The 14,545-nt window shown below is 55.5% G+C and carries 12 protein-coding genes; 11 read left to right on the forward strand and 1 reads right to left on the reverse strand.

Going from position 1 to position 14,545, the window contains the following annotated elements:
• Positions 1-109: 109 nt before the first annotated feature.
• Genes QMG93_RS15360 through QMG93_RS15370 form a run of 3 tightly spaced genes read left to right on the forward strand, consistent with a single transcriptional unit; the run spans position 110 to position 3,095 of the window.
• On the forward strand, positions 110-2,431 hold the full coding sequence (locus QMG93_RS15360; protein WP_281937874.1) for a hypothetical protein: 2,322 nt from the start codon (positions 110-112) through the stop codon (positions 2,429-2,431).
• Complete coding sequence (locus tag QMG93_RS15365; protein WP_054972431.1) at positions 2,428-2,724, forward strand: EscU/YscU/HrcU family type III secretion system export apparatus switch protein; 297 nt, start codon at positions 2,428-2,430, stop codon at positions 2,722-2,724. Before QMG93_RS15360 ends, QMG93_RS15365 begins: the two co-directional genes overlap by 4 nt.
• Positions 2,721-3,095, forward strand: a complete 375-nt coding sequence (locus tag QMG93_RS15370; RefSeq protein ID WP_281937877.1) for a YraN family protein — start codon at positions 2,721-2,723, stop codon at positions 3,093-3,095. The genes QMG93_RS15365 and QMG93_RS15370 overlap by 4 nt, the downstream gene beginning before the upstream one ends.
• On the opposite strand, the gene QMG93_RS15375 is transcribed toward QMG93_RS15370, so the two are convergent.
• Positions 3,092-4,702 (reverse strand): YifB family Mg chelatase-like AAA ATPase, encoded by a 1,611-nt coding sequence (locus QMG93_RS15375; protein ID WP_281937879.1) that lies wholly within the window; start codon positions 4,700-4,702, stop codon positions 3,092-3,094. The two genes, QMG93_RS15370 and QMG93_RS15375, sit on opposite strands and share 4 nt — an antisense overlap.
• Before the next feature lie 180 nt (positions 4,703-4,882).
• Here QMG93_RS15375 and QMG93_RS15380 point away from each other — a divergent pair, with 180 nt between their 5' ends.
• The 8 genes from QMG93_RS15380 (at position 4,883) to hslU (ending at position 14,536) form a co-directional block, all read left to right on the forward strand.
• Complete coding sequence (locus QMG93_RS15380; RefSeq protein ID WP_216793961.1) at positions 4,883-5,143, forward strand: hypothetical protein; 261 nt, start codon at positions 4,883-4,885, stop codon at positions 5,141-5,143.
• A 313-nt stretch (positions 5,144-5,456) separates the two neighbouring features.
• Positions 5,457-6,617: an ADP-forming succinate--CoA ligase subunit beta gene (gene sucC, locus QMG93_RS15385; protein WP_063186328.1), complete on the forward strand. Its 1,161-nt coding sequence runs from the start codon at positions 5,457-5,459 to the stop codon at positions 6,615-6,617.
• Positions 6,618-6,678: 61 nt separating this feature from the next.
• On the forward strand, positions 6,679-7,611 hold the full coding sequence (gene sucD, locus QMG93_RS15390; protein WP_253407049.1) for a succinate--CoA ligase subunit alpha: 933 nt from the start codon (positions 6,679-6,681) through the stop codon (positions 7,609-7,611).
• A 141-nt stretch (positions 7,612-7,752) separates the two neighbouring features.
• Entirely contained in the window at positions 7,753-8,856 is a 1,104-nt protein-coding gene (gene dprA / locus QMG93_RS15395) for a DNA-processing protein DprA (RefSeq protein ID WP_281937888.1), read from the forward strand.
• Positions 8,857-8,896: 40 nt separating this feature from the next.
• Positions 8,897-10,999 (forward strand): type I DNA topoisomerase, encoded by a 2,103-nt coding sequence (gene topA, locus QMG93_RS15400; protein ID WP_281937890.1) that lies wholly within the window; start codon positions 8,897-8,899, stop codon positions 10,997-10,999.
• A 34-nt stretch (positions 11,000-11,033) separates the two neighbouring features.
• Positions 11,034-12,362 (forward strand): FADH(2)-oxidizing methylenetetrahydrofolate--tRNA-(uracil(54)-C(5))-methyltransferase TrmFO, encoded by a 1,329-nt coding sequence (gene trmFO, locus QMG93_RS15405; protein ID WP_281937891.1) that lies wholly within the window; start codon positions 11,034-11,036, stop codon positions 12,360-12,362.
• 216 nt (positions 12,363-12,578) lie between these two features.
• The gene (hslV, locus tag QMG93_RS15410; protein WP_010491321.1) at positions 12,579-13,121 is read left to right on the forward strand and encodes an ATP-dependent protease subunit HslV; all 543 of its coding nucleotides are present in this window, start codon (positions 12,579-12,581) and stop codon (positions 13,119-13,121) included.
• An 11-nt stretch (positions 13,122-13,132) separates the two neighbouring features.
• Entirely contained in the window at positions 13,133-14,536 is a 1,404-nt protein-coding gene (gene hslU, locus QMG93_RS15415; RefSeq protein ID WP_413789299.1) for an ATP-dependent protease ATPase subunit HslU, read from the forward strand.
• Positions 14,537-14,545: the final 9 nt, after the last annotated feature.

Genomic DNA, 14,545 nt, shown 5'->3' on the forward strand with positions numbered 1-14,545 from the left:
GCCCGGCGGTTAGCCGATATATATAGTGAACCGGAAATGCAGCCGGCAGGGAGACGTACAAGCGGTGCCCAGGCCGGCTTTATTTGTATAGATGGAAGGAGCGGCAGCGATGAATATCAGCGGATTGATCCGGGGATTGACGGGCGACGCGCAGGCGGCGGAACCGAAAGCTTTGGAGCTCAAGGTCGGGCAAGTGGTGAAGGGCATGGTGCTTCAGGTTGGACCGGAGCAAGAGGCTCTGGTCAATATCGGCGGGGTGCAGGTGCGGGCACAGCTCGAAGCGCCGTTGAAGCCGGGGGAAGTGACGATGCTTCAAGTCCAACCGGAATCGTCGGGCGGACAGGTGGTCCTTAAGCCGCTGCAGTCGAACGTGCAAATATCGGACGGATCGCTTGCGGATATCGTGAAAACGATGGGACTTTCCGATTCTCCGGCCAACCGGCAGTTGGTGCAGCTTCTGAATCAGGCCGGAGTTGCGTTGACGAAGGAGAATGTACAGGCATTTGCGAAGCTGCAGGCTCAAATGCCTCCGAATATGCCGCAAGAAGCATGGCTTTCTTCGGCGGTCATCGCGTTTCAAAAAGGACTGCCGCTGACTCCGGAGACGGTCGCATCGGTGCGGCAGGCGGTGCAGGGTCCGCCGTTTCATGAGGTTTTGGATCAGCTTGGACAGCTTGCAGGACGCGAGCTGGAAGGGAACGCTTCGCTGTCGCCGCAAAGCCGCGAGCTGCTGCAAACCGTGCGGCAGCTTGTTCAACAGCTTCGCGATACGGCGAGCTTGCTGATCGGGGTGAAACCCGACGGTGGAGAGGGGACGCCGGTTGGGGCGCAGCCGGGAGCGGGAGCAAGCGCGGGAGCGCAGGCAGCGGCGCAGCCGGGGGCGAGCGCAGGCGCGGGAGCGCAGGCAGCGGCGCAGCCGGGGGCGAGCGCAGGCGCGGGAGCGCAAGCAGCGGCGCAGCCGGGAGCGAGCGCAGGCGCGGGAGTGCAAGCAGCGGCGCAGGCGGGCGCAGGCGCGGGAGCGCAAGCAGCGGCGCAGCCGGGAGCGGGCGCGGGCGCGGGAGCGCAAGCAGCGGCGCAGCCGGGAGCAGGCGCGGGAGCGCAAGCAGCGGCGCAGCCGGGAGCGGGCGCAGGCGCGGAAGCGCAAGCAGCGGCGCAGCCGGGAGCGAGCGCGGGCGCGGGAGCGCAAGCAGCGGCGCAGCCGGGCGCGGGCGCAGGCGCTGGAGCGCAAGCAGCGGCGCAGCCGGGGGCGGGCGCAAGCGCGGGAGCGCAGGCAGCGGCGCAGCCGGGAGCGCAGGCAGCGGCGCAGCCGGGAGCAGGCGCGGGAGCGCAGGCAGCAGCGCAGCCGGGAGCGAGCGCAGGCGCGGGAGCGCAGGCAGCGGCGCAGCCGGGGGCGAGCGCGGGCGCTGGAGCGCAAGCAGCGGCGCAGCCGGGGGCGGGCGCAAGCGCGGGAGCGCAGGCAGCGGCGCAGCCGGGAGCGAGCGCAGGCGCGGGTGCGCAAGCAGCGGCGCAGCCGGGAGCGAGCGCAGGCGCGGGAGCGCAGGCAGCGGCGCAGCCGGGAGCGGGAGCAGGCGCGGGAGCGCAAGCAGCGGCGCAGCCGGGGGCGAGCGCAGGCGCGGGAGCGCAGGCAGCTGCGCAGCCGGGAGCGGGAGCAAGCGCGGGAGCGCAAGCAGCGGCGCAGCCGGTACAAGCGCCGCAAGAGGGCGGCAACTTAATCGGGCGCCTTATGAAAACGCTTGGCATCGAGCATGAGCATCAAGCGATGAAGCTGCTGGAGCGGACCATGCCGGATGCTCCGCAGTCAGGATTGTCTCACGCATCAGCCGGCGCGCAAGCCGACTTTGCCAAATCGGCAGACACGCTCAAAAGCCTGCTGATGCAGCTGTCGCAGGCTTCCGATGCTCCGCAAGGCTTGAAGGAAGCGGCCCAGCAGGCGGTGCAGCAAATTACCGGACAGCAGCTCATGTTAAGCGCCGACCGGAATGCGATGCTTTCTCATCTCACGCTGTTTGTGCCGATCATGCATTCCGGCGGCGAACAGACGGCTGCGGTCCATATTCAATCGCGCAAAGGTAAAAATGGCAGCCTGGACGCCAGCAACTGTCGGCTTGTGTTTGATCTGCGCATGAAAATGCTTGGAGATACCATGGTTGACGTGCAGGTCGTAAATAACATTGTCAGCCTGCATGTTCATAACGATTCGCCTTTTACGCAGGAGCTGCTGGAAGCGCACAAAGAGGAGATTTCGGCCGGACTTGCGTCCATTGGCTATCAATTTATATCGATGAAATACAGCCCGTATCCGACAAAAGCCGTTCAGGAGGGCAATGAAGCCGTTTCGGCTTTTGCCGAGACCCTTAACCATCCCGGAGCCGGCCGGCTGCCTAACGCATACTCGCAAAAACCGTATAAGGGAATGGACATTCGGATATGAAGGAGAAACCAGTCGGGTTAAAAAAAGCGGTGGCCCTGAAGTACGCCCCCGAAATGTCGGATGCCCCGAAGGTGATCGCCAAAGGGAAGGGCAGAGTCGCCGAGCAAATTATGGAGAAAGCCAAGGAAAGCGGCGTTCCGATTCAGGAAGACGCTTCCCTTGTCGAAGTATTGTCCAAGCTTGACTTGGATCAAGAAATACCGCCGGAGCTCTATAAACTGGTCGCTGAGGTGCTTAGTTATATTTACCGTTCGGATCAACGAGCCAAGGAATGGAGGAGCGATGTCCGATGAAGGAAACCCGGCTGAGCCGCAAGGAGCTCGGAGCCCTCGGTGAAGCGGCGGCGGCCGATCACTTGCAGGGGCAAGGATTGAAGCTCCGTGCCCGAAACTGGCGCTGCCGGACTGGCGAAATCGACTTGATTGCCGAGGATCACGAGATTTTGGTTTTTATCGAGGTACGGACCCGCAGCATAGGCGGGGCTTTCGGCACGCCGCAGGAGTCGGTCAACGCGCGAAAGCAGCGGCAGGTGATGGAGACCGCTCAAGTGTATATGCATATGCAGCGGCTCCAGGATAAGCAGGTCCGTTTCGACGTAATCTCGATCCAAACGGACCCGACAGGCGCCGTCCGGGAGCTTGAACATATCCGCAACGCTTTTTAACCGAAAAGCGTATGCGGATTTATTTTTTTATCGAGCACCCGATACTGCAGCGCCTCGGCCACATGATCTTCCCGGATCTCGGGCTGCCCCTCCAGATCGGCGATCGTTCGCGCGATTTTCAGAATCCGGTCATGCGCTCGCACACTCAAACCGAGTGCTGCAAACGACCGCTCCAGCAGCTGCGCGGAGGGAGGGTCCAGCTTGACATGCTCCCGCAGCTTTTTGCCGTTGAGCTCACTGTTAAACAGAATGCCCGCCTCGGCGTATCTGCGCTTTTGGATGTCGTGCGCCCGCTCCACGGCGGTGCGCATTTCGGCAGACGACAAAGGCTGCCGCGGCCCGCGTAAGTCCTTATACTCGATTCTCGGCACTTCGACGTGCAGATCGATCCGGTCCAAGAGCGGCCCGGAAATTTTCGCGCGATAATGCGATATTTTAAGCGGACTGCATACGCAGCCTTGCTGATCGCTCGCCGCCCCCCAGTACCCGCAGGGGCACGGATTCATCGAGGTCGCGAGCAAGAAGTGCGCTGGAAAGCGGTAAACGGCCCGTGCGCGGCCGATGGTCACGAACCGGTCTTCCATCGGTTGGCGCAGCACTTCCAAGGCGACGCGGGAAAACTCCGGAAGCTCGTCCAGAAAAAGTACGCCGCGATGTGCCAAGCTTACTTCTCCGGGCTTGGGAATGCCCCCGCCTCCCACAAGCCCACCGGCGGAAATGGTATGGTGGGGCATTCGAAACGGTCGTTCTCGAATAAGCTGCCGCCGGTCGGCAAATTTTCCCGAAGCGCTGTAAATTTTCGTGACGTCCAACGACTCCGAATCGCTCATGGGCGGCAAAATGGTAGGGAGTCTTTTGGCCAGCATCGTCTTGCCGGTCCCCGGAGGACCGATAAGTATGAAGTTGTGCATGCCGGCTGCACTGATCATGAGCGCCCGCTTGACATGGAGCTGACCGCTGACGTCCGCATAATCGTCCTCCGCTTTACTCGTTTCCCGAGACACATCAGTTTTAGAACCGGACAATAACCCGTTTCCTGCGAGAGACTCCATCGGCCCGGCATTTAATTCCTCTGCTCCACCAGCAACAGCTGCATCCGCATTCCCCCCGGACCGCCGAAACTGACTCAGATGTTGTACGCAGCGAATGTCGCACCCTCCGATCCAAGCGGCTTCCTCCGCATTTTCCGCCGGTACGATCACACGCGCTATTCCGTGTTCCCGGGCCGTTGCGATCATCGATAAGACGCCGGGGACCGACCGGACGGAACCATCCAGCGCAAGCTCCCCGATAATCAACGTATCGCTTAGCGCTTCGTCCGGCAGTTGCCCGCTTGTCATGAGAATGCCGAGGGCGATGGCCAGATCGAAGGCCGAGCCTTCTTTGCGCAGATCCGCCGGCGCCAGATTCACCGTGATCCGCTGTAAAGGAAACGTAAAACCGCAATTTTTGATTGCGGCCCGAACGCGCTCCATCGATTCTTTGATGGCCACATCGGGCAGCCCGACAATCATCATTTGCGGCAAACCGTTGCTCAGATCCACCTCGACTTCGACCAGCTTTCCGTCCACGCCATGCAGACAAGCGCTTACCACTTTCCCGTACATAAATAAACACACCTCTCCCATGTCGATTCATGGCGAAAGGTGCTTCCTTATCTGCCGTATTATAACTTACCTGTATTGTAATATGTCCCCTTGTCCAGCGCAACCGAATCGTACCGATCCAGGACGTTTCCGGATAAAAAATCAACAATTGGCAAAAATACTCGATGAGGTGATCAGGAGATGCAGGAAAAACCTTACTTTTGTCCGAACTGCCGTTCCAACCGGATCAAATTCAGTATGATCTCGAGCTTTTCCCAGCCTTTTATCAAGGATGCGATTTCCGGAACCGTCCAAGAGGTGGCCGAACCGCAGCGCATCGACGAAACCGAACCGACCATTCAATGCATGGTGTGCAGTTTTACCGGAAACGAAATGCGTTTTTTAAAGCAAGCGGAGCGGGAGCCTCGGGCGGGAACGCCGGCCAACCCGACTTATTATTAACAGGAATTGCGTTCGGCGCATCTATTTTCGGTACGTAGAGTATCGGGTAGATGCGCTTTTTACATATTTCGCGGCCGCGCATGGTTAATTTTCCAAATAACTATTCTTTTCGACGCTTATAAAAAAGATGTATCAAATATTTAACACAAAATATAAGGAAACCGCTCGAAAAAAGTGTTACAATGATAAAGGTTTGCCGTTTAGGACATGCTAATGTTTGGCAACCGGACTTTATTAGCGAGTGGACTCGTCCAGAGCTTGGGAAGGGTCGATTCCATATAGTAAGTCATTACTGATAGGAGGATTTTGCTAAATGAATATCCATGAGTATCAAGGCAAAGCAGTGCTGAAACAGTACGGGGTTGCCGTACCGGAAGGAAAAGTGGCTTTCACGGTAGACGAAGCGGTGGAAGCGGCGAAATCGCTGGGTACTCCCGTAGTTGTCGTCAAAGCGCAAATTCACGCCGGCGGCCGCGGTAAAGCGGGCGGTGTCAAAGTTGCCAAGAACCTCGACGAAGTTCGTACATACGCACAGGAAATCCTGGGTAAAGTCCTCGTTACGCATCAAACCGGTCCGGAAGGCAAAGAAGTGAAGCGCCTCCTGATCGAGCAAGGCTGCGATATTAAGAAAGAATATTACATCGGTCTCGTGGTCGACCGCGCTACCGGCCGCGTCGTCATGATGGCTTCCGAAGAAGGCGGAACGGAGATCGAAGAAGTAGCCGCCCACACTCCGGAGAAAATCTTCAAAGAAGTAATCGATCCGGCTGTCGGTCTGCAAGCGTTTCAAGCGCGCAAGCTGGCTTATGCCATCAATATTCCGGGCGAGCTCGTAAGCAAAGCCGTTAAATTCATGACCGCTTTGTATACTGCTTTCGTCGAAAAAGATTGCTCCATCGCCGAAATCAACCCGCTCGTCGTTACGGGTGACGGCAACGTTATGGCGCTTGACGCGAAGCTGAACTTCGACTCCAACGCGCTGTTCCGTCATAAAGACATCCTTGAGCTGCGCGACTTGGACGAAGAGGATGCAAAAGAAATCGAAGCTTCCAAATTCGACCTGAGCTACATCGCGCTTGACGGCAATATCGGCTGCATGGTTAACGGTGCAGGTCTGGCTATGGCGACGATGGATATCATCAAATACTATGGCGGCGAACCGGCCAACTTCCTCGATGTAGGGGGCGGCGCTACGAAAGAGAAAGTAACCGAAGCGTTCAAAATCATCCTGTCCGACGAGAATGTAAAAGGAATTTTCGTTAACATTTTCGGCGGCATTATGAAGTGCGACATTATCGCTGAAGGCGTTGTGGCTGCAGCGAAGGAACTGGGTCTGGACCGTCCGCTTGTCGTACGTCTGGAAGGCACGAACGTGGATCTCGGCAAAAAGATTTTGAACGAATCCGGTTTGAACATCGTAGCAGCCGATTCGATGGCCGACGGCGCACAAAAAATCGTTGCGCTGGTGAAGTAATTTCTCCTTCCGAAGCAGCACCTTTCTTCTTCCATACTATTAGAGGATGTGAATTTTAACCATGTCTATTTTGGTTGATAAAAATACAAAGGTCATCACTCAGAACATGACAGGCAAGACAGGCATGTTCCATACGCTGGGCGGCCTGGAGTACGGCACGCAAATGGTAGCCGGCGCGGTTCCGGGCAAAGGCGGCTCGAATGTTGATTTCACGCTGGAAAACGGCACGACGGTAACTCTTCCGGTGTACAACACCGTTCTGGAAGCGAAAAATGCGACCGGCGCTACCGCTTCGGTTATCTATGTTCCGCCGGCTTTCGCTGCGGATTCGATCATGGAAGCCGTGGACGCCGAGCTCGATCTCGTCATCTGCATCACCGAAGGTATTCCGGTGCTTGATATGGTCAAAGTCAGCCGTTACATGGAAGGCAAAAAGACCCGTTTGATCGGGCCGAACTGCCCAGGCGTCATCACTCCGGGCGAGTGCAAAATCGGCATCATGCCGGGTTACATCCATACGCCGGGCCATGTTGGCGTCGTATCCCGAAGCGGAACGCTGACTTACGAAGCGGTACATCAGCTGACGACTCGCGGCATTGGCCAATCGTCTGCCGTAGGTATCGGCGGCGACCCGGTAAAAGGCTCCGAGTTCATCGATATCCTGAAGCTGTTCAATGAAGATCCGGACACTTATGCCGTCATCATGATCGGTGAAATCGGCGGTTCCGCAGAAGAAGAAGCGGCAGAGTGGATCGCAGCGAACATGAAGAAGCCGGTTGTCGGCTTCATCGGCGGTCAAACGGCGCCTCCTGGAAAACGGATGGGCCACGCGGGCGCCATCATTTCCGGCGGCAAAGGAACGGCAGCGGAGAAAGTCGCAACGATGGAACGCTGCGGTATCAAAGTAGCGCCGACACCTTCCGAAATGGGCTCCACTCTGGTGAGCGTATTGGAAGAAAAAGGCCTGCTCGAAAAGTGCATCACCAAGAAGTAAGCAACCTTTCGCATCAATGACGAGATGGCAAGCAGCCTCTCAAATCCGTATGAGATACGGGTTTGAGAGGCTTTTTTGTTTTTTGTCTATACCTTACAAATGAAGAAAGTTGTTTCTGACCAAAGGAGTGAGCTATACTATATGGACAACCGAAGCATGCTATTTGCCTTGCACCATATGGAAGGTGTCGGTTCGAAGACAATTAGCCGGCTGATGCGGCAGTTTCCGCAGTTATGCGATATCCGTTCGTTCTGCTATGCCGATTGGCTTGAATTTGGCCTGACCCCGGCCCGGGCTGAACAAATGACTAGAGGACTTGGCAATTTAACCGAAGCTCAACTGGAAGCCAAGCGTTCCCGTTACGAGGAGCTGCACATCGAGTGGGTGGTCCTTGGGGATGAGCGTTATCCGACGATGCTTTTGGAGACAGCCGACCCTCCTTGGATTTTGTATTACCAGGGACAATTGGATATCGTTAACCGCTCGTGCATTGCTATGGTCGGCACGCGCACACCGACCGCTTACGGTAAGATGACGGCCGAGCGTCTGGCCGAATCGTTATCCGCAGCAGGCGTATGCGTGGTAAGCGGGCTCGCACGGGGAATTGACAGCGCGGCCCACGAAGGAGCTTTACGCAGCCATGGGAGCACAGTAGCCGTGCTGGGCTGCAGTATCGAGACGGTGTATCCGCCCGAAAACAAAGCGTTATACCGTAAAATTTCCGAATGCGGACTGCTTTTGTCCGAATACCCGCTCGGCACAAGGCCGCGGCCCGGCTTGTTTCCGCAGCGCAACCGCATTATTGCCGGCCTGAGCCTCGGAGTTGTCGTGGTTGAAGCGGCGCTGAAAAGCGGCTCCCTGATCACGGTTGACCAGGCGCTGGAAGCTTCGCGCGACGTGTTCGCCGTTCCCGGCCCGATCTCCTCTCCCAAAAGCGAGGGCACGCTATCCTTGCTGAAGCAGGGGGCCAAGCTGGTAACCGGAGCGGCAGATATCTTGGAGGAATACGCAGGCCGGATATCCTTGGATCAAAAGGCATACATTATGAATACAACGGAAGCAAAGCCTGTCTTGTCCGAAGATGAGCAAAAAATAGTTGACATGCTTCACTTCCGTCCGCTTACGATCGATGAGTTGCTTTCGCAAAGCCAATTTACCTTTGGACATTTGCATTCAGTTCTGATAAATTTACTAATGACGCGCAGGATCGTCGAACTGCCGGGTTCGGTATACGCCGTACCTTGATGGTCATACATATTTCCATTGTCGAAGGGGGCAAGACCCTATGGCCGATTCGTTAGTCATTGTGGAGTCACCCGCAAAAGCCAAAACGATCAGCAAATATTTAGGAAGCAAATATATTGTAAAAGCATCGATGGGGCATATTCGGGATTTGCCGAAGAGCCAGATCGGAGTCGAGGTCCAGAAAAACTTTGAACCGAAATATATCACGATCCGGGGCAAAGGCTCCGTACTCAAAGAGCTTAAAGACGCAAGCAAACGCGTGAAAAAAGTATATCTCGCAGCGGACCCTGATCGCGAAGGCGAGGCGATTGCCTGGCACTTGGCTCATTATCTTGAGCTCTCCGATCAGGACGCGTGCCGTGTCGTGTTCAACGAGATCACGAAGCAGGCGGTCAAGGATGCTTTCAAGACCCCTCGCAAAATCAATCAGGATCTGGTGAATGCGCAGCAGGCGCGGCGCATATTGGACCGGCTGGTAGGCTACAAAATCAGCCCGCTGCTTTGGAAGAAGGTCAAGAAAGGGCTATCCGCCGGCCGGGTGCAATCCGTGGCTGTAAAGCTGATCTATGACCGCGAGAATGAGATTAAAGCGTTCGTGCCCGAAGAGTATTGGACCATTACGGCCAAATTGTCCTCGGGAAAAGCGGATTTTGAGGCGAAGTTTTACAGTGTAGACGGCGAAAAGAAAGAACTGAAGAACGAGGCGGAAGTGAACGTTGTCCTAGCCGCGCTTCAGAAGGCCGATTTTATTGTAAGCGAAGTCAAGGAAAAGGAACGTCTTCGCAATCCGTCCCCTCCTTTCATTACAAGCTCGCTTCAGCAAGAGGCGGCCCGAAAATTAAACTTTCGCGCGGCCAAGACGATGTCCGTAGCGCAGCAATTATATGAAGGAATCGATCTGGGCAGCGAGGGTACTGTCGGTTTGATTACCTATATGCGTACCGATTCGACGCGGATTTCTCCTGTGGCCCAGGAAGAAGCGAAAGACTATATCGTGCAAAAATTCGGGGAGCCGTTTTATCCCGAAACGCCGCGCGTTTATACGAAGAAAAATGCGAACGCGCAGGATGCGCACGAAGCGATTCGTCCGAGCTCAGTGCTGCGCGAGCCGGATCAGATCAAAGAGCACTTGAGCCGCGATCAATTTCGCCTCTACAAGCTCGTTTGGGAGCGCTTCGTTGCGAGCCAGATGGCTTCCGCGGTTCTGGATACGATGACCGTCGATTTAACGGCCGCCAACACGATTTTCCGGGCCGTCGGTTCGAAGGTGAAGTTCCACGGCTTTATGAAGGTGTATGTGGAAGGGAACGACGATGCTTCGGCAGATACAGGGGATGACGATAAGCTGCTTCCGCCCCTGAAAGAAGGGGACAAGGTAAAAAAGCAGCAGATCGACCCGAAGCAGCATTTTACGCAGCCTCCGCCGCGTTTTACGGAAGCGCGATTGGTTAAGGCGTTGGAAGAAATGGGAATCGGACGTCCGAGCACCTACGCTCCGACCCTCGAAACGATCCAAAAGCGCGGTTATGTGGCTATAGAAGAAAAGAAATTTGTGCCGACCGAGCTTGGCGAGTTGGTTATTCAGCAGATGATCGAATTTTTTCCGGAAATTCTGGACGTGGATTTCACTGCCCATATGGAAGAGGGACTGGACCACATCGAGGAAGGGAAAGAAGATTGGGTCCGCGTGCTGAGCGAGTTTTACGAGTCGTTCGAGAAGCGGCTTGAAGTGGCCGAGGAAGAGATGGAGAAAGTCGAGATTCAGGACGAGGTTTCCGATGAGATTTGCGAGAAATGCGGCCGTCATTTCGTCTACAAGATGGGACGCTTCGGCAAGTTTTTGGCCTGCTCCGGTTTTCCGGATTGCCGCAATACGAAGCCGATCGTCAAGGATACCGGCGTCACCTGTCCGAATTGCCACGAAGGGAAAATCATCGAACGCCGCAGCAAAAAAGGGCGCATCTTCTATGGATGCGACCGGTATCCGGAATGCGATTTCGTCTCATGGGATAAACCTGTAGGGCACCCGTGTCCAAAGTGCGGCGCGATGCTCGTTGAAAAGCGAAACAAATCAGGAACGTTCGTCCAGTGCGTGTCCTGCGACTTTAGAGAAGAAGCGAAAGAAGAGCAAGATCAGGACTAACTTGTCATCTGGCTTTATATAGGAGGAACGGAAGTTGACTGTCTTACCGAAAGTGACTGTCATCGGCGCGGGCTTGGCTGGCAGCGAAGCCGCCTGGCAAATCGCAAGCCAAGGCGTGCCGGTGGTTTTATATGAAATGCGTCCCGTGAAAAAAACGCCTGCGCATATTTCCGATCAATTCGCCGAGCTCGTCTGCAGCAATTCGCTGCGGGCGAACGGATTGACGAACGCGGTGGGCGTATTGAAGGAAGAAATGCGGATCCTGAACTCGTTAATATTGCGCGCAGCCGACAAGCATGCCGTTCCGGCCGGCGGGGCGCTTGCCGTCGACCGGGAAGGCTTCTCGGGCGAGGTAACGTCCTTGCTGCGCAACCACCCGCTGATCGAGGTGCGGAACGAGGAGCTGGAGTCGCTTCCCGAAGGAATTGTCGTCGTTGCGACCGGACCGCTAACCTCGCCTGCGCTTTCCAAGCGTTTGCAGGAGCTGACGGGCGAGGAGTACTTATACTTCTATGACGCGGCAGCACCGATTGTGGAAAAAGAATCGATCGATATGAGTAAGGTTTACCTTGCCTCCCGTTATGATAAGGGCGAGGCGGCCTATTTGAACTGCCCGATGACCGAAGAGGAGTTCACAGTGTTCTATGAGGCCTTGATCTCCGCGGAAACGGCCCCGATGAAGGAGTTCGAGAAAGAAATTTATTTCGAAGGCTGTATGCCGATCGAAGTGATGGCGAAGCGCGGCCGGCAAACCGTCTTATTCGGTCCGATGAAGCCCGTAGGACTCATCAATCCGCATACGGGCGAATTGCCTTACGCGGTCGTTCAGCTGCGTCAGGATAATGCGGCGGGCACGCTCTATAATTTGGTAGGCTTTCAGACCCACTTGAAGTGGGGCGAACAGAAGCGGGTACTTTCCCTTATTCCCGGATTGGAAAACGCGGAGTTTGTCCGGTACGGCGTCATGCACCGCAATACGTTCATCAATTCGCCGAGGCTGCTGCGCCCTACGTACCAGTTCAAAGACCGGGACAGCCTGTTCTTTGCTGGACAGATGACCGGTGTGGAAGGATACGTCGAATCGGCTGCTTCCGGCCTCATTGCGGGGATGAACGCGGCGCGCTACGCCAAAGGGGAGGAACTGTTCGTGCTGCCTCCGGATACCGCGCTCGGCAGCATGGCGCAATACATCACGACGGCCGATTTCAAGCATTTTCAGCCGATGAATGCCAATTTCGGGCTATTTGCGCCGCTTGACGAGAAGATCAAGAACAAGAAGCTCAAATACGAAAAAATTGCTATGCGAGCAATTGAGAAAATTCAGAATTTTTCACAAAACCTATACAATTCGCCTTGTAAATAAAACATGTACTGTGTTACGATAGATCACGAATATAATCTCGCTCCGTTAATGCGGAGCTTTCGCCAAACTAAGCTTGAAACAGCTTAGTTTTCGTCTTGTAGACAACTAATTTATGCACCATCTACGAAGTTCCGTAAGCCCGCAGCAAGTGCTATTGTGGGCGGAAAAGCGCTTAATCCGAAGCTTTTCTTTACAATGAGGAGGAATATCGGGCCCATGGAGCAATTTCACGCCACGACGATTTTTGCCGTCCGCCATCAGGGCAAGGGCGCTATTGCAGGGGACGGCCAAGTGACCTTCGGCAACAGCATGGTCATGAAAAGTCAAGCCAAAAAAGTGAGAAGATTGTATCGCGGCAACGTCATAGCTGGGTTTGCCGGCTCGGTCGCCGATGCAATTACATTATTCGAGAAGTTCGAGGCGAAGCTGGAAGAGCATCACGGCAATTTGCAGCGCTCTGCCGTTGAACTGACCAAAGATTGGCGGCAGGATCGCGTGCTGCGCAGACTGGAAGCGATGATGATCGTGATGGATCGAAGCGGGCTGCTGCTTTTGTCCGGCAACGGGGAAATCATCGAGCCGGACGACGGTATCCTGGCGATCGGTTCCGGGGGCAGCTTTGCACTCGCCGCGGGCCGGGCGCTGCACCGTTATGCGCCGCAGATGAGCGCGAAGGAAATCGCCCATGCCGCGCTTACGATGGCGGCGGAGATTTGCGTGTTTACGAATCATAATATCATTGTTGAAGAAATCGAATGATCCAGGAGGTTATGACGTTGAAGCAAATAGCCTTAACCCCCAGAGAAATCGTAGCCGAATTGGATAAGTATATCGTCGGACAGAAGCAGGCCAAGAAGTCCGTTGCCGTCGCGCTGCGTAACCGGTACCGCCGGAGCCTGCTCGAAGAATCGCTCCGCGACGAGATTGCACCGAAGAACCTGTTAATGATCGGACCGACCGGCGTCGGCAAGACGGAAATCGCCCGCCGCATGGCAAAGCTGGTCAATGCGCCGTTTATCAAAGTCGAGGCGACCAAATTCACGGAAGTCGGATACGTCGGACGCGATGTCGAGTCAATGGTTCGGGACTTGGTGGAAACGTCGATCCGCATGGTGAAAGCTGAGAAAACCGATAAGCTTAAGGACCGTGCGGAACAAATGGTTAACGACCGTATCGTATCCATCCTTGTACCTAGTCCATCCAAGCATCGGGGGCAGCGCAATCCGCTAGAAATGCTGTTTGGCCAGCAGAACGCGGGCCATACGGATACGGAGCCGGAAACGGATTCGTCGATTGCTTCCCAGAGACAGGAAGTTAAGGAACGTCTTCTGCGCGGCGAGCTTGAGAATCAAGTGATCGAAATCGAGGTGGAGGATAGCTCTCCTTCGATGTTCGATATGCTGGCGGGACAGGGCAACGATCAAGCCGGCATGAATATGCAGGAGCTGTTCGGAAGCCTGATGCCGAAGCGTACGAAAAAGCGCAAGCTCCCGATCAAAGAAGCTCGTAAGGTGCTGCTTCAAGAGGAAGCCCAAAAGCTGCTGGATATGGACGAAGTGATCCAGGAAGCGGTGAAGCGGGCCGAGCAGGGGGGCATCATCTTCATTGACGAGATCGATAAGATATGCAGCTCCAGCCGCGGCAGTGGGCCGGACGTCTCACGTGAAGGCGTGCAGCGGGACATTTTACCTATTGTCGAGGGATCGACCGTCATGACCAAATACGGCCCTGTAAAAACGGATTATATCCTGTTTGTGGCGGCAGGGGCATTCCATATCGCAAAACCGTCGGATTTAATTCCCGAGCTTCAGGGGCGGTTTCCGATCCGGGTCGAGCTAAGCAGTTTATCGGAGCAGGACTTTGTGCTCATATTGAAAGAGCCGAAAAATGCGTTAACCAAACAGTATACGGCACTGCTGGAAACGGAAGGGATACGTGTCGAGTTTTCCGACGAAGCGATTCTGGAAATTGCCCGGATTGCCGCTGACGTGAATCAGAATACCGATAACATCGGCGCCCGCCGTTTGCATACCATTTTAGAGAAATTGCTGGAAGATTTGTCCTTCGAAGCGCCGGAAATCACGCTTGAGCAAATCGTAATCTCACCGGAGTATGTCAGGGAAAAGCTGTCCGGTATCGTGCAGAACCGGGATCTCAGCCAGTACATTTTGTAATGTCAACTT

The organism is Paenibacillus tyrphae, assembly GCF_027925525.1.
Taxonomy (GTDB): domain Bacteria; phylum Bacillota; class Bacilli; order Paenibacillales; family NBRC-103111; genus Paenibacillus_G; species Paenibacillus_G tyrfis_B.

Bases quoted from the DNA above. Each gene is read 5' to 3' on its own strand.
- QMG93_RS15360 (WP_281937874.1), top strand. From the start codon at position 110: ATGAATATCAGCGGATTGATCCGGGGATTGACGGGCGACGCGCAGGCG.
- QMG93_RS15365 (WP_054972431.1), top strand. From the start codon at position 2,428: ATGAAGGAGAAACCAGTCGGGTTAAAAAAAGCGGTGGCCCTGAAGTAC.
- QMG93_RS15370 (WP_281937877.1), top strand. From the start codon at position 2,721: ATGAAGGAAACCCGGCTGAGCCGCAAGGAGCTCGGAGCCCTCGGTGAA.
- QMG93_RS15375 (WP_281937879.1), bottom strand. From the start codon at position 4,702: ATGTACGGGAAAGTGGTAAGCGCTTGTCTGCATGGCGTGGACGGAAAG.
- QMG93_RS15380 (WP_216793961.1), top strand. From the start codon at position 4,883: ATGCAGGAAAAACCTTACTTTTGTCCGAACTGCCGTTCCAACCGGATC.
- sucC (WP_063186328.1), top strand. From the start codon at position 5,457: ATGAATATCCATGAGTATCAAGGCAAAGCAGTGCTGAAACAGTACGGG.
- sucD (WP_253407049.1), top strand. From the start codon at position 6,679: ATGTCTATTTTGGTTGATAAAAATACAAAGGTCATCACTCAGAACATG.
- dprA (WP_281937888.1), top strand. From the start codon at position 7,753: ATGGACAACCGAAGCATGCTATTTGCCTTGCACCATATGGAAGGTGTC.
- topA (WP_281937890.1), top strand. From the start codon at position 8,897: ATGGCCGATTCGTTAGTCATTGTGGAGTCACCCGCAAAAGCCAAAACG.
- hslV (WP_010491321.1), top strand. From the start codon at position 12,579: ATGGAGCAATTTCACGCCACGACGATTTTTGCCGTCCGCCATCAGGGC.
- hslU (WP_413789299.1), top strand. From the start codon at position 13,133: ATGACGTTGAAGCAAATAGCCTTAACCCCCAGAGAAATCGTAGCCGAA.